The sequence below is a fragment of the Streptomyces sp. NPDC034043 genome (genome assembly GCF_055575675.1).
Map to the genome: position 1 here is coordinate 491,325 of NZ_JBVISF010000002.1, position 18,300 is coordinate 509,624.

The following is an 18,300-nucleotide window of genomic DNA, read 5'->3' on the forward strand; positions in this document are numbered from 1 at the left end:
ACGGTCCCGCGGAAGTCGCCCAGTTGGGGAACTTCACCGGGGTGCTTCCCGCTCCCGACGGAGCGCTCGTACGACAGCCCGAATGCGCCGGTCGCGCGGGCATCGGGCCGCGCCGCCCCGCATGGGCGCGGGAGGGGCGGGCAGGGGCAGGGCTACGGGACGAACCAGGAGGGAGCAGCCATGGAGGGCACGGCGGAACGGGACAAGGAGCCGCGGAAGGGCCGGGAGGGCCGGGAGGAGCAGGCGCAGGACCATCCCGGTCCCGACCCGGTGCACCCGGAGGCCAGCAAGCCGGTGGCGGGGACGACGCCCGAGGACCTGAGGAGGCGGCAGGAGCGGAGGATGCGCGGCGGGCACGGCGGGGACGAGCCGCACGGCGACGAGGGCGGCCGCGGATCAGGGTGACCACGGCCACCGGTCCGGGTGACGGCCACCGGTCCGGGTGACGGCCACCGATCGGGGTGACGGCCGCGGCCCGGAGCGACGGCCGCGGCGCCGCCTACGGGCCTTCGTCGTACGTACCGGCCTCGATCTCCAGCGCGAGTTCCTGGAGGACCTGCATCGAGGAGATGTCCGTCCGGCCGCTGTCGTGCGCCATCGCCAGGCTGGTGAAGGCGAGGCTGAACCCGGAGACCATCGTGTGCAGGGCCGGGCCCAGCGCCCGGGCCACCAGCGCCGCCACCTCCTGGGGAGAGGCGTCGGCGGGCACCCGGATGGAGGGCAGCATCTCGTTCAGGAGCAGGGTGGCCACTCCGGCCGTGTCCGGCGGGCCGTCGTCGTACTCCGCGAGGTCTCCCGCCTCGGCGGCCAGGCGGAAGTCCTGGGCGTCGGTGAGGATGCCGATCACCCGCTTGAGTACCTCTGCGCGTTCCATTCCGGGGAGCGTAGTCCCCCGCCCCGCCCCCGCCCAGGTCGCGCGCGGCCGCGCGCGACGGTGACGGGCTCGCTATCGTGGGTCACCGAGCAGCTCGTCGAGCGAAGGCGGTGAGCATGGCGGCAGCCTTTCCGGAACCCTCCGCCGGGACCACGGCGGTCGAGGGGCCCCTGGTCTCCCCGGTCGGTTCCCACAACGAGTGGGATCCCCTGGAGGAGATCATCGTCGGGCGGCTCGACGGCGCCACCTTCCCCTCCCGGCATCCGGTCGTGGCCTGCAACATCCCTCCGTGGGCGGCGCGCCTGCAGGGACTGGCGGCCGGCCACAGGTACCCGCGCGTGCTGGTCGAGTCGGCCCGGCAGGAGCTCGAGGAATTCGTCGCCCTCCTCCAGTCGCTGGGGGTCACGGTCACCCGTCCGGACCCGGTGGACCACTCACGGCGGTTCGCCACCCCCGACTGGTCCTCGCGCGGCTTCTGCCACAGCTGCCCCCGGGACAGCCTGCTCGTGGTCGGGGACGAGATCATCGAGACCCCGATGGCCTGGCCGTGCCGGTACTTCGAGTCCCACGCCTACCGCACGGTCCTCAAGGACTACTTCCGGCGCGGCGCCCGGTGGACGGCGGCCCCGAGGCCACAGCTCACCGAGGCCCTCTACGACGCGGACTACCGCGTCCCCGAGGACGGTGCGCCCATGCGCCACATCCTCACGGAGTTCGAGCCGGTCTTCGACGCCGCCGACTTCGTCCGGGCGGGGCGCGACCTGTTCGTGACGCGGAGCAACGTCACCAACCGCATGGGGATCGAATGGCTGCGCCGCCATCTCGGACCGGGCTACCGGATCCACGAGATCGAGAGCCGCTGCCGGACGCCCATGCACATCGACACCACGTTCATGCCGCTCTCGCCCGGCCGGGTGCTGGTCAATCCCGAGTACGTCGACGTGGACCGCCTGCCCGAGGTGCTGCGTTCGTGGGAGGTCCTGGTGGCGCCTGAACCCGAGCCGGTCGACGGGGCCCTGCTCAGGATCACGTCGATGTGCGGCAAGTGGCTCAGCATGAACGTCCTGATGATCGACGAGAAGCGGGTGGTCGTGGAGCGCCGGCAGACCGGCATGCTCAGGGCGCTGGAGGCCTGGGGCTACGAGCCGATCCCGTGCGACCTGCGGCACTACGCGCCGTTCGGGGGCTCGTTCCACTGCGCGACGCTCGATGTCCGCCGCCGCGGCACGCTGGAGTCGTACTTCCCCTGAGGCCGGGGCCGGGGCCGGGCCGCCCGCCCCGGCCCCGGGCCTCGCCGGTCAGGAGGCTCAGGAGGCGGGGTACGTGGCGTACTTGAGGCGCCGCGCGAGGTGGGCGGCGTTGGCGGCCAGGGTGGCGGTGGTCGCCGCGGTCTTCTTCGGGGTTTCGCCGAGGTCCTGGTAGTCGGTCCCCTGCATGGCCTCGCCGACCCAGTACGTGACGGCGTTCGCGGGGAGGGTGAAGCCGACGTCGTTCAGCCCCTGGAAGAGGTCTGCGCTGACCTTGTGCGCGCCGTCCTCGTTGCCGACGACGCAGACACCGGCGACCTTGCCGTAGGTGAGGGGGCGGCCCTCCTCGTCGCTCTCCCCCAGTTCGGCGTCGAGGCGTTCCAGGACGCGCTGGGCGACGCTGGCGGGGTGACCGAGCCAGATCGGCGTGGAGAGGATCAGGATGTCGGTGCCGAGGATCGTCTCGCGGATCTCGGGCCACGCGTCACCGTCCCCCATGTCGGTCCGCACCCCGGGGCGGACGTCGTGGTCGACGACGCGGATGGTCTTGCCCGTGACGCCGTGGTCCGCGAGGGCGGCCATGGTCTGTTCCGCCAGCAGGTGCGAGCTCGAAGGGGCGGGGGACGGCGTCAGCGTGCACACGAGCGCGACGGCGCGCAGCGGGGTGGTCTCTTTGGCTTCCATGCCGCGCGCTTACCCAGAACGCCGTGACCGACCCGGCCGGGCGCATACTGGCCCCATGACCCGGGCGACGGCCGCCGTCCGGAAGCTGAGGCGGCAAGCCGGCGAGGCGGTGTTCCTGCGCGTCGCCGGGCCCGACGGCGCCCGCAACCGCGAGCGGATCCACGGCACCCCGGGGCCCCGGTGGTTCGAGCCGGGGCGGCCGGTGCGGCAGGTGCACGGGGACGCGTCGATGTTCATCGGCGGTCTGGCGGCCCTGCTGCTCCAGTCCCTGCACCCGCTCGCGATGGCGGCCGTGGCGGCGCACTCGGGATACCGGGGCGACCCGTGGGGGCGGCTGCAGCGCACCAGCACCTTCCTGGCGGTCACCACCTTCGGTACGGGCGCCGACGCGGCGGCGGCCGTGGAGCGCGTCCGGGAGGTGCACGCGCGGATCCGGGGCCGGACGGCCGACGGGGTGCCGTACCGGGCGGACGACCCGGAGTTGCTGACCTGGGTGCACGTCGCGGAGGCGTACTGCTTCCTGCGGGCCCACCAGCGGTACGGCCGGCACCCCTTGGACCCGTCGGGCCGCGACGGGTACCTGGCCGACACCGTGCGGGTGGCCCGGGCCCTGGGCGCGGAGCGGCCGCCGGAGGACGAGCGGGAGCTGGCGCAGCGGATGGCCGGGTACCGGCCCTCGCTGCGGCCGACGCCGGCTTCGCGGGACACCGCCCGGTTCCTGCTGACGGATCCGCCGCTGCCGGGGGCCGCCCGGCTGCCGTACGCGCTGCTGGCGGCGGCGGCCGTGGAGCTGCTGCCGCCGTGGGCGAGGTCGGCCGTCGCGTCCGCTCCGGTGCCCGTGGTCGCGCGGGTCCCGGCCCCGGTGGCCCGGGCGGGCGGTCATGCGGTCACGTGGGCGCTGCGCTGGGTGCTGTACCCGCCCCCGCCGTCGGACCCGTCGGACCCGTCGGGTCCGGACGAGGTCCGCTGAGGGCTCACGCCCCGGCCGCGACCGGCAGCAGCCGACCAAGACAAGACGCAACGTCTCGTATTGACCAGTACACCGCAGATCCGGCACACTGATCACGCACACAACAAGACGCAACGTATCGTCTCAAAGGAGTGGCCGTGAAGCAGCGAACGATCCCCGTCAGCGCCGAGGTTCAGCTCTGGACGCAGGAGCACGGCGACCCCCGGAACCCTGCCCTGCTGCTGGTCATGGGGGCCGGCGCCTCGGGCCTGGGGTGGCCCGACGAGCTGGTCGCGGCGCTCGCGCGGCGGTACCGCGTCATCCGCTACGACCACCGCGACACCGGCCGCTCCAGCTGGTCCTTCGACGCGCACCCCTACCGCGTCCTCGACCTGGCTGAGGACATCGTCGTCGTCCTCGACGCCTACGGAGTGGACCGCGCCCACGTGGTCGGCATGTCCATGGGCGGCATGCTGACCCAGCTGCTCATGGCCGACCACCCCGAGCGGGTCATCAGCGCCACCTTGATCGGAACCTGCGCGCTGAGCAGCCGCACCCCCGACGAGGAGCTGCCGGGCATCGACGCGGAGATCCTCGGCACATGGGCGACCCCCTGGGAGGACCGCGGGCTCGAAGCGGAACTCGACCGCAGGGTCGAGCACTGGCGGGCGCTCAACGGCACCGGTACGCCCTTCGACCCCGAGGAGTTCCGCGCTCTGGAACGCCGGATCATCGAGCACGCGGGCCGGTACGACGCCCCCATGACCCACGGGCGCGCCGACCACTCCGGCATGGACCGCACCGAGCAGCTGGCCCGCAACGAGGTGCCCACGCTGATCACCTCCGCCGACGCCGAACCCGTGTTCCCCCCGGCGCACGCCCGCCACCTCGCCCGATCGATCGCCGGATCCCGGCTCGTCGAGATGCCCGGCATGGGCCACGCCCTCCCCCGGGCCCAGCTCCCGCGGCTGGCCGAAGCGATCCTCACCCACGCCGCCCAGGCCGACGCGCGGGCGTAAGGGCAACACAGGGGGACTTCTTTCCTCTCAGGAAAGCAGCTGCTATTTTCCTGAGAGGAAAGAACACAGGAGCACACGAGCAGGGATGCCGCCCATGACTGCCCACGACGCCCAGACCGCCCTGGACGCCATTCACCACCGCCGACAGCAGACGTTCGACGCCTACCTCCGTCACGCCTACTCCCGCCCCTACCTGATCGTCTCGGCGCTGGGCCTGTTCGCCGTGTGTTCGTCCTTCGACCTGCCGAGCCCCTGGAACACCGCCGCGGTCCTGGCGGGCAACGCCCTGACCCTGGGCGGGCTGTTCGTGCACCAGCGCCGGGCCCCCGTCCGCCGCAGGTCCGCAGGCCCGGAGACCCTGTCTTACGCGGTCTTCGGCGTCCTGCTCCTCGTGTTCTTCTGGGCGGTGGCCATCGCCGCGTACTTCACCGGCCTGCCGGCACGGCACACGTTCGCCGCCGCCGTCACCGCGCTGACGGCCGTGGGCGCCTCGTACGCGATCCGCCCGGCCCTGGAGACCATGATCCGCGGGAACGGCCGGGGCTGATGGACCCCGACTTCGACGAGTTCCTGCACGTACCGGCACGGCTCTCGGTCGTCGCACTGCTGGCCCCGGCCGACTGGGTCGAGTTCGGCTTCGTCCGGGACACCGTGGGCACCAGCGACTCGGCCCTGTCCAAGCAGATCACCGCCCTCACCGACGCCGGCTACGTCGAGGTGCGCAAGACGCGCAGCCGCACGGGCCGGCACACCCACCTCCGCCTCACCCCGCACGGGCGGCAGGCGTTCCAGCGGCACGCCTCTGCCCTGGAGAGGATCGTGGCGGCCGCCCGCGACCCCCGGGCATAGCCGCGCCCGAGCCGTCACCGCTCTTCGGCGAGATCCAGTTCCTCCGCGCGGGACTCGTCCGCTGCGGCCTCCACCGGCTCGGGGCGACGCCAGGGCCGGGCGATCGGGTGGGAGACCGGACGCCACCACGGCTCCACCGGCAGCCTGCCGGCGGGCTCGAAGGGCTCGCCGGGACGGGGGACCGCCACCGGCTGGCCCGCCTCCTCGGCGGCGTCGACCGTCCATTCACCCGGCTCGGCCCAGGCGTGGAAGGCCAGGTTGAAGGTGCCCCAGTGGATCGGCAGCAGCACACCGTGCGGCTTGGAGCCTTGCAGGTCGAGGTGGGCCCGGACGCCTTCCTGGGGGGTCATGTGAATGTCCGGCCACCCGCCGGGCAGCGGTACGTAGTCCGTGTGGTCCTCGGGCCAGTGCTCGGAGTAGGCGCCGATCTGGATCATCGTGGCGTCGAACGGCCCGTGCTCGGCGCCGATCTCCTTGAAGCCGGGGAAGTAGCCGGTGTCGCCGCTGTGGAAGATCCGGTGCTCCCCGCCGCTCACGACCCAGGAGGCCCACAGGGTGAACTGCTGGTTGCGCAGGCCGCGTCCGCAGAAGTGCCGGGCGGGGGTGGCGGTGAGCGTGAGCCCGGCGACCTCGGTGGCCTCGTTCCAGTCCAGCTCGCGCATCCGGTCCGGGGATACGCCCCAGCGCTCGAGGTGCGCACCGACGCCGAGGGGGACCGCGAAGACCGTGTCCGTGCCGGCGAGGGCCTTGATGGTGGGGAGGTCGAGGTGGTCGTAGTGGTCGTGGGAGATCACGACGACGTCGACGGCGCCCAGCGAGGCCAGGGGCACGGGGACCGGGTGGAGCCGCTTGGGACCGGCGAAGGGGAAGGGGGAGCACCGCTCGCCCCACACCGGGTCGAAGAGCACGCGGCGGCCATCGATCTCCGCGAGCACGCTGGAGTGGCCCATCCAGGTCAGGCGCAGCCCGCTCGCCGGCGGCTTGGCCAGGTCGGCGAGGGTGGTCGGGTGCACGGGGATCGGCGCGCCGGGGCTGCGCCGGACCCGCTGCGCCTTGTCGAAGTAGGTCTTCGCGAACTCCACCATCGACCCGGAGGGCCTGATCCGCGCCCCGACCGGGTTCTGGAAGACGCCGTCGGCGAAGTTCGGCGAGCGCAGGATCCGCTCCAGCCGTGCGCCGGAGGGGTCCGCGCCGAAGGTTTCGGGCCGCAGGGCGCGCAGCCGGGGACGCGGGGGAAGGGAGCCGGTCAAGGCGCCTCCTGGGAAGGTGCAGGCAGGGACGGTCGTACGACTACGACCATCCCAACGTCCAACGGCCCCGGAGGATTCCGCAACGCCGCGCCCGGGCCGGTGTCGCGACCGTCACCCCGCTCCTCCCCCACGCCCGCGCTACAGCGGCAGCAGGTCCGGGCGCTTGGCCTCGACGTGGTCGCCGGAGGACTCTCCGCGCAGCCGGCGGCCGATCCACGGCACGAGGTGCTCGCGCGCCCACTGGATGTTGTCCCGGGTCACGTCCACCGAACCGCGCGGCGGGACCGGCGGCCAGGGCTGGTCCGGGTCGGTCGGCACCTCGTAGCCGAGGACCTGCGCGGCGCGCAGCGCGACGCGGGTGTGCCCCTCGGGCGAGAGGTGGAGCCGGTCGCCGTCCCAGGCCCGCCGGTCCTGTACGGACTTCAGGGACCAGAGGTCGAGCACGGGGCAGCCGTACCGGTCGGCGATGGCGCGGACGTGCGCGCTGTACGTCGCGACCTTGCCGCGCAGGTGCTTGAGGACCGGCACGCCCCGGGTGTCGAAGCCGGTCGTCACCATCACCAGGCCGACGGAATTCGTGAGGTCGGCCACGGCCGCCTCGAACCGTTCCGCGACGTCGTCCGGGTCGCTACCGGGGCGGATGATGTCGTTGCCGCCCGCGCAGAAACTGACGAGGTCCGGTGCGAGTTCCTTGGCCCTGGGGACCTGGTCGGCCACGATCTGGTCGAGGAGCTTGCCCCGCACGGCCAGGTTCGCGTAGCGGAAGTCGTGCTCGTCGCGCTGATCGGCCAGGAGCACGGCGAGCCGGTCCGCCCAGCCGAGGTAAGAATCCCCGGGTCCCGGGTCCCCCACGCCCTCGGTGAAGCTGTCCCCGATCGCCGCGTACGAGCCGATGGTCTTCAGTGTCGTCTTCGTCGCTGCCACGGAAAGACATCCTTCACCTTGGCAACCAACCTACGCCAACGTAATGAGGGGTTGACGGGCCGTGATCTATACCACGCAGGGGATAAGGAATAAGTACACGTGGGGCCGGGACCCCCCTCGGGCCCCGGCCCCACGCGGGTCACCGTGCCGACGGCGGGTGCCGTCAGATGCTCACGCCCTTGGAGCGGAGGTAGGCGAGCGGGCTGACGTCCGAGCCGTAGGACGGGCCCGTGCGGATCTCGAAGTGGAGGTGCGGGCCGGTCACGTTGCCGGTCGCGCCGGAGAGGCCGATGGTCTGGCCGCCGGTGACGCTCTGGCCCGCCGAGACGGACAGCGAGGAGAGGTGGGCGTACTGGGAGTACTTGCCGTCGGCGTGCTTGATGACGACCTCGTTGCCGTACGCGCCGCCCCAGCCTGCGGAAACGACGGTGCCCGCACCGACGGCCTTCACGGTGGTGCCGGTGCGCGCGATGAAGTCGACGCCGGTGTGGTAGCCGGAGGACCACATGGCTCCGCTCGCCCGGTACTGGGTGGAGACGCCGCCGGTGACGGGGGCGGTGAACCCGGAGGCGGCGGCGGGCGCGGGGGCCTTCTCGTCCTTGGCGGCGGCGCCGGAGCCCTGGGCGGCCGTGCCGCCGGAGGGGCGGGCCGCCGTGCCGGAGCCCTTGGCCGTGCCCTGCGCGGTGCCCTTCGGGGACGAGGTCCCGCCGGCCTTGCCCTTGGGGGCGGCCGGAGCGCCGCTCGAGGATCCCTCGGCCGGCGCCGCAGGGGCCTTCGGGGCGGGGTCCGCACCCTGGCCGCCGCCGAGGGTCAGCTTCAGGCCCGGGTGGATGAGGGACGGGTCGGCGCCGACGGCCTCGCGGTTGTCGGCGTACAGGCGCTCCCAGCCGCCGTCCAGCCGGCGCTCGGCGGCGATCTTGGAGAGGTAGTCGCCCGGCACGACCGTGTAGACGGTGGGTGCGGCGGCGGGCGCCTGCGACGGGAGGGCCTCGGGGGCCTGCGCGCTCTGCGCGGGCGCGGCCTCGGCCGGGGCGGCGCCCGGGGCCGCGTGGGCGCCGACGGCCCCCATCAGCGGGAGCGCGAGGGCCGCTCCGCCGGTTCCGGCGACGGCGAGACCACGGGATATCGAACGGGACTTGGGACGGCGGTGCTTACCCTTTGCGGGCATGGCGGATTCCTCTCCGGCGCCTGCGAGGTGAGCTGTCGGGTTCGGACTGGAGATGTCCGGCCGTACGTGCGGAGCACGGGTTCGGCTTCACCCCTAGCTGCGCCGGAATCGCTTCCGGAACAGCGGCCTACCTGGTTCCCCCGCTCCTGCCGCGCGCGATGGTCGGGTGCGGTTCCCGGGCGGCGGCAGGATTAGGCGGTCCACCCGGATCGATCGCGAAGGTAATCGAGCGGGACGCCGGGCAACAAGCCACGAATTGCCTGACGCAATCGCAGATATGAAGGATCAATGGAATTCCGGTCACCCTGCGTCCATTCCGCACCATCAACAACCCCCTCCACAAGGGAATTCGGTTTTCGCGATCAGGCACGCACGGTCACCGTATGATCTGGCTCACGGGACCCTGCCCGATCTCGCCTCCACATACGGCAAGTTGCTCCCAACCGGATCAATTCGGACACCACAGGACCACGCGGAGGAGTACACGTGACCCAGCAGATACCCCAGCCCCTTCCGGCCGGACACCAGCCCGGTGCGGAGCTGACCGGAGTGCGCAACTTCCGTGATGTGGGCGGGTTGCCGACCATCGACGGACGGAGGGTCAGGCCGGGACGACTGTTTCGAAGCGGACATCTCGCGCATGCCACCGAAACCGACGCAGAGTTCCTCGGATCGCTGGGACTGCACACCGTCTTCGACTTCCGCAACGAAGCCGACCACGCCCTGGAGGGCCCGGACGTCGAACTGCCCGGAGTGCGCAATGTGAACATTCCGCTCACGGACCCCGCCGACGGCCGCGAGTTCTGGAGGATGGTCCGCGACGGCGAGCTCGACCAGCTCCGCGGCCTCCTGGGGGAGGGCAGGGCGGCCGCCCGCATGAGGGCCTCGTACCGCACGATCATCGAGACCCGCGCCGCCGAACAGAGCCGCGTCGTGCACGCGCTCGCGCGGGACAGCGTGCCGGCGCTCATGCACTGCGCCGCCGGCAAGGACCGGGCGGGGCTGTCGGTCGCGGTGACGCTGCTCGCCCTGGGCGTGGAGCGCGAGGCGATCGTGGCGGACTACCTGGAGTCCAGCGCCCCGCACAACCGCTACCGGGTGCGCCGGGGCAGCGACGCGCCCGAGGCCCGCTCCCCCGAGGTGATGGAACTGCTGGCGCCCCTCTTCGACGCCCGCGCGGAGTACCTGCTGGAGGCCTTCACGGCCATCGACGAACGGTGGGGCGGCGTCGACCGCTACCTCGCCGAGGGGCTGGCGCTGGCCCCCGAGACCCTGGACCGGCTGCGGGACCGGCTCCTGGACTGAGCCGCGGGGCGGGACGGCGGCCGGAGGGACCGGCCGGGAGGAGTACGCACGGCGGACGGAAGGGGTACGGACGGCGGCCGGAGGGGGCGCGGGCGGACCCCCTCCGGCCGGCGCCTCAGCGGTTGCCGACCGCCTGCTTCATCAGGGTCCTGCCGAAGTCCCACATGAGCCCGCCCCCGCCGTGCGCCTCGTCCATGACCTCCTGGAAGGCGCCGACGAACCGCTCCACGTCCGCCTCGTCCACGACGAGCGGCGGGATGAGCTTGATGACCTCCAGGTGGTCCCCGGAGACCTGGGTGAGGATCCGGTGCCTGCGCAACAGAGGCACCACGACCATCTGGGCGAACAACCCCTTGCGGGCCGCCTGGAGCACCGCCCAGCGGCTGCGCAGGCCCAGGGAGGAGGGCCTGCCGAACTCGATGCCGATCATCAGCCCGCGCCCGCGCACCTCGTGCAGCAGCTCGTACCGGTCCACGAGCGCCGCGAGGCGTCCGCGCAGCAGGTCGCCCATGGCCCGGGCGTTGGCCACCAGCTCCTCGTCCTCCATGACCGACAGCACCGCCAGCCCGGCCGCCATCGCCTGGGCGTTGGAGCCGAAGCTGGCCGAATGCACCAGCACCCGGTCCATGGACGAGTACACCTTCTGGAAGATCCAGTCCTTGCCCAGGGTCGCGCCGACGGGCACGTAGCCACCGGAGAGGGCCTTGGCCACGCACACCAGGTCCGGTTCCACCCCGGGCTCGTGCTGGTACGCGTAGAAGTCCCCGGTCCGTCCGAGGCCGGTCTGCACCTCGTCGGCGATGAGGAGCGCCTTGTGCCGGTGCAGCAGCTCCTGCGCGGCGAGCAGGAACCCGGGCGGGGCCGCGTGCACCCCCTTGCCCTGGACCGGTTCCACCACGAAGGCGGCCACGTCCCCGCGCGCGAGTTCCCGTTCGAGCGCCGCCAGGTCCCCGAGCGCGATCTTGGTGTCGGGGAGCAGCGGGGCGAATCCTTCGCGGAAGCCTCCTTCGCCGTTGACGGACAGCGAGCCCGTGGTCAGCCCGTGGAAGGCGTGGTCGCAGTAGAGGATCCTGGGCCGTCCGGTGGCGTACCGGGCGAACTTCAGGGCGGTCTCCACCGCCTCCGTGCCGCTGTTGCCGAAGAAGACCCGGTCGAGGTGCGGGCTGTACGAGAGCAGCTTCTCGGCCAGCAGCCCGGGCAGCGGCTGGCAGTCGAAGCGGGTCAGGTCGGCGAGCTGGGCGTCCAGGACGTCGTGCAGGGCCTGGCGTACCACCGGGTGGTGACGGCCGAGGCCCATCACCCCGAACCCGGCCAGCATGTCGAGGTAGTCGTTGCCCTCGGCGTCCCAGAAGTGGGCTCCCTCGGCCCGCTCGTAGACCTTGTCGAAGCCGATGGTGTGCAGCATCCGGGGCAGCTGGTGGTTGAGGTGGCGGGCGTGCAGCTCGTAGCGCTCCCCGCCGCGCTCGGCCAGCAGCGCGGCGAGGTCGAAGCCCCGGCGCCCGTCCTGTCCGGGGGTCATGCCGACGGTTCCCTGTTGCCGCCCACCGTCTCGCGGGCGGCGCGCAGGGACTCCTTCAGGGATCCCATGGTGGCGAGGACGGCGGTGGGCTCGTAGCCGCAGTGCGCCATGCAGTTCGCGCAGCGGGGGTCCTTGCCGCGGCCGTACTTGCTCCAGTCGGTGTCCTCGATCAGCTCCCGGTACGTGGGCACGTAGCCGTCGCTCATCAGGTAGCAGGGGCGCTGCCAGCCGAAGAGGGAGTAATTGGGAATGGCCCAGGCGGTGCAGGGGAAATCGGCCTTGCCCTCCAGGAAGTCGAGGAAGAGCGGGGAGTGGTTGAGCCGCCAGCGGCGCCGGTTGCCGCCGGCGAAGGCCTTCCTGAAGAGTTCCCTGGTCTGTTCGACGCCCAGGAAGTGCTCCTGGTCGGGTGCCTTTTCGTAGGCGTAGGCGGGCGAGATCATCATCTCGTCGACCTGGAGGTCGTCATTGAGGAAGTTCAGGACCTCGATGATCGTCTGCGGGGTGTCGGTGTTGAAGAAGGTGGAGTTGGTCGTCACGCGGAATCCGCGGCGCTTCGCCTCCTTGATGGCTGCGACCGCCTCGTCGAAGACGCCTTCCTTGGCCACGGATTCGTCGTGGCGTTCGCGCAGGCCGTCGATGTGGACGGCGAAGGCGAAGTAGGGGGAGGGGGTGAACTTCTCGATCTTCTTCCGGAGCAGGACGGCATTGGTGCAGAGGAACACGTATTTCCGCCGTGCCACCAGCTGGCGCACGATCTCGTGGATCTGCGGGTGCATCAGGGGCTCGCCGCCCGCGATGGAGACCATGGGCGCGCCGGATTCCAGGACGGCCCCGACCGCCTGGGCGACGGGCATGCGCTGCTTGAGCACCCCGGCCGGGTGCTGGATCTTCCCGCAGCCCTCACAGGCGAGGTTGCAGGCGTAGAGCGGCTCCAGCTCGACGATCAGTGGGAACTTCTCGCGCTTGCGGAGCTTCTGTTCGAGAAGATAGGTCCCGACCCTGATGGACTGTCGCAAAGGCATGGCCATCTGGATTCACCTCCTGGGAAGCAGCAACGAACGGTGCCATTCATAAAACGCGGGCAGTACGGCACGTAGGACACGGAAGGCAGATATTCCACCCCGGACCGTGCCTATACGGACGAGCTCGTGCTCCGGAGCGTCCACGACCACCCGGACGGCGGCAACGGGACGGCCCGGTGCCGCGGCGGCCCACAGCGTGGACGCGGACTCCATGTCGACCGCGACGGCGCCGGTGGCGCGCAGCCGCGCGCGCTCCTGGCCGCGGACGACGTGGTCGGATCCGGTCAGCGCGCCGGTGTGCACGGTCCGGCCCGGAGCGGCGCGGGCCAGTGCCTCGGCGAGGAGGGCGGTGCCGGTGCAGGTGACCACCCCGCGGGGGTCCCGGGTCTCGTCGGCGACGACCAGGTCCCCGGGGTGCATGCCGGGTACCAGCCCGGCGCAGAAGCCGGTGGCGAGGACCGCCGCCCGGCGCATCCCCGGCTCCTCCAGGGCCCGGGCGACGGCCCGTTCGGCCGCGCGGGGGCCCATGCCGGTACGCAGCAGGGCGCCGGCCCCGGGACCGGCGCGGCCCGCGCTGCGCAGGGCCGCCTGCTCGATGCGCAGGGCGCAGGCGACCAGTAGCGGCGGCGGGTCGGCTCGGGCGGGCATCAGGCCTCCCCGGCGGACGGGACGGGCCGCCGGTCCGGGGCGAACGGCTCCCCGTGGAGGTACCGGCCGAGGGCGGTGAGCGGGAACACCTGCCGGTAGAGGTGGTAGTTGATGGAGAAGTCCCAGGGGAAGCCGGTCCCGGTGAAGTGCGGCTCGTCCCAGGTCCCGTCGGGGCGCTGGGTCTCCACCAGGTACGCCAGGCCCCGCCGCACGGCCCGGCCCTCGCGTTCGCCGGCCGACAGCAGGGCCATCAGCGCCCAGGCGGTCTGCGAGGCGGTCGAGGCGCCCTTCCCGGCCCAGGAGCGGTCCTGGTAGGAGCGCTGGTCCTCGCCCCAGCCGCCGTCCTCGTTCTGTACGGATTCCAGCCAGCGCACGGCCCGCCGGACGGCGGGGTGCGAGGGCGCGATGCCGGCGGCGGTGAGGGCCGGGACCACCGAGCCGGTCCCGTACACGTAGTTGGTGCCCCAGCGGCCGAACCAGGAGCCGTCCGGCTCCTGTTCGGCGAGCAGCCAGGCGATGCCCCGCCGGGCGCGCGGGTCGGCGGCCCTGCCCTCGGCGGCGAGCATCTCCACCACGTGGGCGGTGACGTCGGCGGAGGGCGGGTCGATGACCTCGCCGAAGTCGCAGAAGGGCAGGCGGTTGGGGAAGGGGCTGGTGTTGTCGGCGTCGAAGGCGCCCCAGGCGCCGTTCCTCGACTGCATCCCGAGGTTCCAGGACACGCCGCGGGCGATGGCGGCCTCGACCCTGGCCGGTTCGGGGTGGCCGGGGATGATGCGGCGCAGTGCCAGGACCACTTCGGCCGTGTCGTCGATGTCGGGGTAGTTGTCGTTGTGGAACTCGAAGGCCCAGCCGCCGGGTTCGAGTCCGGGCCGGCGCACGGCCCAGTCCCCGGGGCGGCGGATCTCCTCGCCCAGCATCCAGTCGGCGGCCTTCACCAGGGCCGGGTGGTCGGCAGGGAGGCCCGCGTCGGCCAGGGCGATGGCCGCGAGGCAGGTGTCCCAGACCGGGGACTGGCAGGCTTCGACCATCCGGGCGCCGTCCTCGCGCCACACCGCGAAGCGGTCGAGGGATTCCAGTCCGGCGCGCATCACCGGGTGCTCCAGGTCGTAGCCGAGCAGGTGCAGGGCGATCACCGAGTACACGGCGGGGGGCTGGATCCCGCCCCAGCAGCCGTCGTTCTCCTGGCGTTCGATGATCCAGCGGGCGGCGGAGTCCATGGCCGCCTTGCGCAGCCGGCGCGGGGCGATCCGCCGGTAGAGGTGCAGGGCCTTGTCCATCCGCTGGAAGGCGCCGTCCCAACTGGACAGCGGCGCAAGGGGTTTGGCGGGGACGGGGTCGCGCGCGTCGGTGTGCAGCTCGTCGAGCGCGAAGGGGGCGGGGCGGACGGGGCGCAGCGCCGAGACCACGGTGAGCGGGACGATGGTCTGGCGGGCCCAGCAGCCGAAGTCGTAGATGTTCAGCGGCACCCAGGGCGGCAGGAACACCAGCTCGGGCGGCAGCTCCGGCAGGTGGTCCCAGCTCCACCAGCCGAACAGGGCCAGCCAGATGCGGGTGAAGACCCGGGCGGCGGCGATCCCCCCGCGGGCCCGGATCCAGGCCGAGGCGCGGACCATGTGCGGGGCGTCGGGCGGGTCCCCGGCCAGGCGCAGGGCGACGTACGCCTCGATGGTGGCGGAGAGTTCGGGCGGTCCGCCGTGGAAGGTGGCCCAGGTGCCGTCGTCGCGCTGCTCGCCCCGGATGAAGAGGGCGGCGGCGTGGGTGACGGATTCGTCCCGGATGCCGAGGAACTGGCGCAGCAGCAGGTCCTCGGCGTCCATGGTGACGTTGGTCTCCAGGTCGCCCTTCCACCAGCCCGCCGGGTCCTGGCGGGCCAGCAGCTCACCGGTGGCCCGGTCGGCGGCGTCCTGGACGGCCTTCCGCAAGCCGGTGCCGCCGCCGGACGGTGCCGTGGCCACGGCGGCCGGGACCGCCGTGCTGTCGTGTCGCGGATCCGCGTCGCCGGTGATCGCACCGCCGCCGTCGGTCGTCGCTGTCATGGCTTCCCCTTCGAACAGTGCTTGAGCTGTGCCCGGGTCTGCCGTCGGCCGGGGTCCCTTCAGGAGGGGTCCCCGGCCGGCGACTCGCGATTCATATCCACTTTCCGGCGGAGATCACCTCTTGCGCACGACGACGAAGTCGGCGAGGGCGACGAGCTGCTCGCGCACCCGCTGCGGCATGTCCACGTCGTCCAGGGCCCGAATGGCGATGGTGTGCTGGCGGCGCGCCTCGTCGGCGGTCCACTGGCGGCCGCCGGCGGCCTCGATGAGGGCGGCGCGGTGGGCGAACTCCTCCTCGGAGAAGTTCTCGAAGTCGTTGCTCTTGGCGTCGGCCGCGAGCAGCCGCGCGAGTTCCTCGCACGCGGGTCCGCCCGCGGCGAGGGCCGCGACGACGGGCAGGGACTTCTTGCGCTGGCGCAGGTCGCTCCAGGTCTGCTTGCCCGTGGACTCCGGGTCGCCCCAGATGCCGAGGAGGTCGTCGACGGCCTGGAAGGCGAGGCCGAGGTGGTAGCCGTACTCCTCCAGCTTGTCGGCCGTGCGGTCGTCGGCGCCGCCGAGCACGGCGCCGATCGACACCGAGCACGCGAGCAGGGCTCCGGTCTTGTTCCCCTCCATCTCGAGGCATTCCTGAACGCTGACGCGCTCGCGGTGCTCGTACGAGATGTCCTGCGCCTGGCCGTCGATGAGCTTGCGGCTGGCGGTGGTCAGGCGGCGGGTCGCCCGGCCGGCCTCGACGGTGCCCAGCTCCAGCAGCACCTCGTTCGCGAGGGCGAACAGGGCGTCGCCGACCAGGATGGCGAGGGCGGGGCCGTGCACCTTCCACACCGTGTCGCGGTGGCGGCGCTGTTCGTCGCCGTCCATCAGGTCGTCGTGCAGCAGCGAGAAGTTGTGGACGAGCTCCACGGCGACGGCGCCGGGGATGCCGACCTCGGCGGCGGCGCCCGCCGCCTCGGCGGACAGCAGCGCGAGGGCGGGGCGCACGGCCTTGCCGCTGTCGCCGTCGGCCGGGTTGCCCTGGGCGTCGATCCAGCCGAAGTGGTAGGCGGCGACGGTGTCCATGGGTGCGGCGAGCCGGCTCACCGCCGCGCGGAGCGCGGGCGTCGACAGCGTGCGGCCGCGTTCGAGGAGGGCCAGGGTGTCGGACTTCTCCACTCCCCCGCCGGCTCCGCCCGTGCCGGCATCCGTGTTCTCGACAGCCGGGTTCCCCGGGTTCAATGGCTCTCCTCTGGTTCCTGTACGTGCTGTGCTGGTGGTAGTGGTGCTCATACCGCCTCCTGCAAGGGGTGTTCGCGGGGGCGGCCGAGAGCGGCCAGCGCGGCGTGGGCCGCGCCGAGGCCGCTGCGGACGGCGCTCTCCATGGTCGCGGGCCAGCCGGTGGCGGTCCACGCACCGGCGAGATAGAGCCCCGGCGTGTCGGTGCGGGGGCCCGGGCGCAGCCGGCCGACGCCCGGGCTGGGGGCGAAGGTGGCGGTCCGCTCGCGGGTGACGAAGAAGTCCCGTACCTTCGCGCCCCGCGCGGCCGGCAGCAGCCGCTCCAGCTCGGGCAGGTACTTGGTGCGCAGGGCCGATACGGGCTCGTCGATGTCGTCCTGGGCGGCCGACTGGGACAGGGCCAGGTACTGGCCGCCGTCGGTGAGTCCGGAGGCGTCGGTTCGGTCGAAGACCCACTGGACGGGGGTGCCCAGCGCCGCGAAGAAGGGCTGCTTGAGCACCTTGCGGTCGTAGACGACGTGGACGTTGAGGATGGGGGCGGTGCCGATGTCGAGGAGCTTGTCGGGGTCGGCCAGCGCTCCGGCGGGCAGCAGGGCGTGCGCCTCGCGCTGCGGGACGGCGAGTACGACGGTGCCCGCGTCGAGGGACTCGCCCTCCGTGTCGACCCGCCAGGCGCCGTCCTCGGTACGGTTGACCGCGGTGACCCGGGTGCGCAGCTCGGTGCGTACGCCGGCGGCGTCGAGGGCCTTGCGGGCGAGGGTGTCGTGGAGGTCGCCGAGCGGGACGCGGGCCCAGCCAATGTCGGCGGCGCCGTTCTCGGAGAGCAGGCCGGTCTTGAAGACCATGGCGGCCAGGCCCAGCGAGCACTGCCCGGCGGTGGCGTTGAGGGTGGCGATGCCGACGAGGTCCCACAGGGCGTCGACGGTGCGCGGGGACTGCCCGTACCGGGCGAGCCAGGTGCCGAAGTCGAGGCCGTCGAGCGCGGGGTCGGCGGGGTCGAGGCGGCGCAGCGCGAGGGCGGCGCGGCCGACGCCCGCCCGCTCGGCGAGCGAGAGGTGCGGGTAGCCGGCCAGTGAGGCGGCCAGGTGCAGGGGCACGGGCAGCGCGCTGCGGCGGAGCCGTCCGAGCCGGGGTCCGCGGGGGTGCGCCACGTCGAGGACGGGCACGTCGAGCCGGTCCTGGAGCGGGGCGAGGTCCGTGCCGTCGACGCGGTCGAGGAACCACCGGTAGGCGGTGCAGCAGCGCAGGTAGACGTGCTGGCCGTTGTCGACGGTCAGGTCGCCGCGCTTGAAGGAGAAGGCGAGGCCGCCGAGCCGCGGACGTCCTTCGAGGAGGGTGACCCGCAGTCCCGAGTCGGCGAGTTCGAGCGCGGCCGTGACTCCGGCGAGCCCGCCGCCGATGACGACGGCGTGCTGGTCGCTGCCGCTCATGACGCCTCCTGGGTGGTGCTCCGGCCCTCCGGGCCGAGGGGTGCGGCGCTCCGGTCGGAGCCCGTCCGGACGGGCCGGGCCGTTCGGCGGGCGGCGCGCCCGCCGCCGGCGCCCGGGGTGAGGGACGCGTGCCGGCCCGGCCGGGTTGCCCGGGTGGCGCCGGC

Annotated in this window: 18 protein-coding genes and 1 riboswitch; of the genes, 7 read left to right on the forward strand and 11 right to left on the reverse strand. The window is 72.9% G+C overall.

Annotation, left to right across the window (positions count from 1 at the left end):
- Nucleotides 1–180 precede the first annotated feature (180 nt).
- A complete protein-coding gene (locus ACZ51S_RS06875) occupies nt 181–405 on the forward strand; it encodes a hypothetical protein (RefSeq protein ID WP_468802489.1) in 225 nt (74 codons plus the stop codon).
- A gap of 94 nt (nt 406–499) precedes the next feature.
- Here the strand turns inward: ACZ51S_RS06875 and ACZ51S_RS06880 are convergent, their stop codons facing one another.
- Nucleotides 500–874: a hypothetical protein gene (locus tag ACZ51S_RS06880; RefSeq protein ID WP_468802488.1), complete on the reverse strand. Its 375-nt coding sequence runs from the start codon at nt 872–874 to the stop codon at nt 500–502.
- Between the two features lie 116 nt (nt 875–990).
- Between ACZ51S_RS06880 and ACZ51S_RS06885 the strand changes: the two genes are divergently transcribed.
- Nucleotides 991–2,124: an amidinotransferase gene (locus tag ACZ51S_RS06885; protein ID WP_468802487.1), complete on the forward strand. Its 1,134-nt coding sequence runs from the start codon at nt 991–993 to the stop codon at nt 2,122–2,124.
- Between the two features lie 57 nt (nt 2,125–2,181).
- Here ACZ51S_RS06885 and ACZ51S_RS06890 read toward each other — a convergent pair whose 3' ends face one another.
- A complete protein-coding gene (locus ACZ51S_RS06890) occupies nt 2,182–2,805 on the reverse strand; it encodes a flavodoxin family protein (protein WP_388931025.1) in 624 nt (207 codons plus the stop codon).
- A gap of 55 nt (nt 2,806–2,860) precedes the next feature.
- Here ACZ51S_RS06890 and ACZ51S_RS06895 point away from each other — a divergent pair, with 55 nt between their 5' ends.
- From ACZ51S_RS06895 to ACZ51S_RS06910, 4 genes are all read left to right on the forward strand, one after another.
- Complete coding sequence (locus ACZ51S_RS06895; protein WP_468959985.1) at nt 2,861–3,775, forward strand: oxygenase MpaB family protein; 915 nt, start codon at nt 2,861–2,863, stop codon at nt 3,773–3,775.
- A 137-nt stretch (nt 3,776–3,912) separates the two neighbouring features.
- The gene (locus ACZ51S_RS06900; protein ID WP_468959987.1) at nt 3,913–4,773 is read left to right on the forward strand and encodes an alpha/beta fold hydrolase; all 861 of its coding nucleotides are present in this window, start codon (nt 3,913–3,915) and stop codon (nt 4,771–4,773) included.
- A gap of 94 nt (nt 4,774–4,867) precedes the next feature.
- Nucleotides 4,868–5,320 (forward strand): hypothetical protein, encoded by a 453-nt coding sequence (locus ACZ51S_RS06905; protein ID WP_468959989.1) that lies wholly within the window; start codon nt 4,868–4,870, stop codon nt 5,318–5,320.
- Nucleotides 5,320–5,622 carry a winged helix-turn-helix domain-containing protein gene (locus tag ACZ51S_RS06910; protein ID WP_467886713.1) on the forward strand — a complete coding sequence of 101 codons (303 nt, stop codon included), beginning with the start codon at nt 5,320–5,322 and terminating at the stop codon, nt 5,620–5,622. Before ACZ51S_RS06905 ends, ACZ51S_RS06910 begins: the two co-directional genes overlap by 1 nt.
- A gap of 14 nt (nt 5,623–5,636) precedes the next feature.
- Here the strand turns inward: ACZ51S_RS06910 and ACZ51S_RS06915 are convergent, their stop codons facing one another.
- From ACZ51S_RS06915 to ACZ51S_RS06925, 3 genes are all read right to left on the reverse strand, one after another.
- Nucleotides 5,637–6,872, reverse strand: coding sequence for an MBL fold metallo-hydrolase (locus tag ACZ51S_RS06915; RefSeq protein WP_468479074.1), 1,236 nt, complete (start codon nt 6,870–6,872; stop codon nt 5,637–5,639).
- Between the two features lie 138 nt (nt 6,873–7,010).
- Nucleotides 7,011–7,796 (reverse strand): SGNH/GDSL hydrolase family protein, encoded by a 786-nt coding sequence (locus ACZ51S_RS06920; protein ID WP_388931011.1) that lies wholly within the window; start codon nt 7,794–7,796, stop codon nt 7,011–7,013.
- Nucleotides 7,797–7,959: 163 nt separating this feature from the next.
- Complete coding sequence (locus tag ACZ51S_RS06925) at nt 7,960–8,964, reverse strand: M23 family metallopeptidase (RefSeq protein ID WP_468479073.1); 1,005 nt, start codon at nt 8,962–8,964, stop codon at nt 7,960–7,962.
- A 4-nt stretch (nt 8,965–8,968) separates the two neighbouring features.
- Nucleotides 8,969–9,132, reverse strand: a riboswitch (cyclic di-AMP (ydaO/yuaA leader).
- A 318-nt stretch (nt 9,133–9,450) separates the two neighbouring features.
- Here ACZ51S_RS06925 and ACZ51S_RS06930 point away from each other — a divergent pair.
- Nucleotides 9,451–10,269, forward strand: a complete 819-nt coding sequence (locus tag ACZ51S_RS06930; RefSeq protein ID WP_468479072.1) for a tyrosine-protein phosphatase — start codon at nt 9,451–9,453, stop codon at nt 10,267–10,269.
- Between the two features lie 115 nt (nt 10,270–10,384).
- Here the strand turns inward: ACZ51S_RS06930 and ACZ51S_RS06935 are convergent, their stop codons facing one another.
- From ACZ51S_RS06935 to hpnE, 6 genes are all read right to left on the reverse strand, one after another.
- A complete protein-coding gene (locus ACZ51S_RS06935) occupies nt 10,385–11,788 on the reverse strand; it encodes an aspartate aminotransferase family protein (protein ID WP_468802483.1) in 1,404 nt (467 codons plus the stop codon).
- A complete protein-coding gene (gene hpnH, locus ACZ51S_RS06940; RefSeq protein WP_388931001.1) occupies nt 11,785–12,816 on the reverse strand; it encodes an adenosyl-hopene transferase HpnH in 1,032 nt (343 codons plus the stop codon). The genes ACZ51S_RS06935 and hpnH overlap by 4 nt, the downstream gene beginning before the upstream one ends.
- A gap of 6 nt (nt 12,817–12,822) precedes the next feature.
- Nucleotides 12,823–13,458: a phosphorylase family protein gene (locus tag ACZ51S_RS06945; protein ID WP_468959992.1), complete on the reverse strand. Its 636-nt coding sequence runs from the start codon at nt 13,456–13,458 to the stop codon at nt 12,823–12,825.
- Nucleotides 13,458–15,494, reverse strand: a complete 2,037-nt coding sequence (gene shc / locus ACZ51S_RS06950) for a squalene--hopene cyclase (RefSeq protein ID WP_468479069.1) — start codon at nt 15,492–15,494, stop codon at nt 13,458–13,460. The genes ACZ51S_RS06945 and shc overlap by 1 nt, the downstream gene beginning before the upstream one ends.
- A gap of 114 nt (nt 15,495–15,608) precedes the next feature.
- Nucleotides 15,609–16,709 carry a polyprenyl synthetase family protein gene (locus tag ACZ51S_RS06955; protein WP_468959994.1) on the reverse strand — a complete coding sequence of 367 codons (1,101 nt, stop codon included), beginning with the start codon at nt 16,707–16,709 and terminating at the stop codon, nt 15,609–15,611.
- A 47-nt stretch (nt 16,710–16,756) separates the two neighbouring features.
- Nucleotides 16,757–18,136 carry a hydroxysqualene dehydroxylase HpnE gene (gene hpnE, locus ACZ51S_RS06960; protein WP_468802481.1) on the reverse strand — a complete coding sequence of 460 codons (1,380 nt, stop codon included), beginning with the start codon at nt 18,134–18,136 and terminating at the stop codon, nt 16,757–16,759.
- Nucleotides 18,137–18,300 lie beyond the last annotated feature (164 nt).

Bases quoted from the DNA above. Each gene is read 5' to 3' on its own strand.
- ACZ51S_RS06875 (WP_468802489.1), top strand. From the start codon at position 181: ATGGAGGGCACGGCGGAACGGGACAAGGAGCCGCGGAAGGGCCGGGAG.
- ACZ51S_RS06880 (WP_468802488.1), bottom strand. From the start codon at position 874: ATGGAACGCGCAGAGGTACTCAAGCGGGTGATCGGCATCCTCACCGAC.
- ACZ51S_RS06885 (WP_468802487.1), top strand. From the start codon at position 991: ATGGCGGCAGCCTTTCCGGAACCCTCCGCCGGGACCACGGCGGTCGAG.
- ACZ51S_RS06890 (WP_388931025.1), bottom strand. From the start codon at position 2,805: ATGGAAGCCAAAGAGACCACCCCGCTGCGCGCCGTCGCGCTCGTGTGC.
- ACZ51S_RS06895 (WP_468959985.1), top strand. From the start codon at position 2,861: ATGACCCGGGCGACGGCCGCCGTCCGGAAGCTGAGGCGGCAAGCCGGC.
- ACZ51S_RS06905 (WP_468959989.1), top strand. From the start codon at position 4,868: ATGACTGCCCACGACGCCCAGACCGCCCTGGACGCCATTCACCACCGC.
- ACZ51S_RS06910 (WP_467886713.1), top strand. From the start codon at position 5,320: ATGGACCCCGACTTCGACGAGTTCCTGCACGTACCGGCACGGCTCTCG.
- ACZ51S_RS06925 (WP_468479073.1), bottom strand. From the start codon at position 8,964: ATGCCCGCAAAGGGTAAGCACCGCCGTCCCAAGTCCCGTTCGATATCC.
- ACZ51S_RS06935 (WP_468802483.1), bottom strand. From the start codon at position 11,788: ATGACCCCCGGACAGGACGGGCGCCGGGGCTTCGACCTCGCCGCGCTG.
- hpnH (WP_388931001.1), bottom strand. From the start codon at position 12,816: ATGGCCATGCCTTTGCGACAGTCCATCAGGGTCGGGACCTATCTTCTC.
- ACZ51S_RS06945 (WP_468959992.1), bottom strand. From the start codon at position 13,458: ATGCCCGCCCGAGCCGACCCGCCGCCGCTACTGGTCGCCTGCGCCCTG.
- shc (WP_468479069.1), bottom strand. From the start codon at position 15,494: ATGACAGCGACGACCGACGGCGGCGGTGCGATCACCGGCGACGCGGAT.
- hpnE (WP_468802481.1), bottom strand. From the start codon at position 18,136: ATGAGCGGCAGCGACCAGCACGCCGTCGTCATCGGCGGCGGGCTCGCC.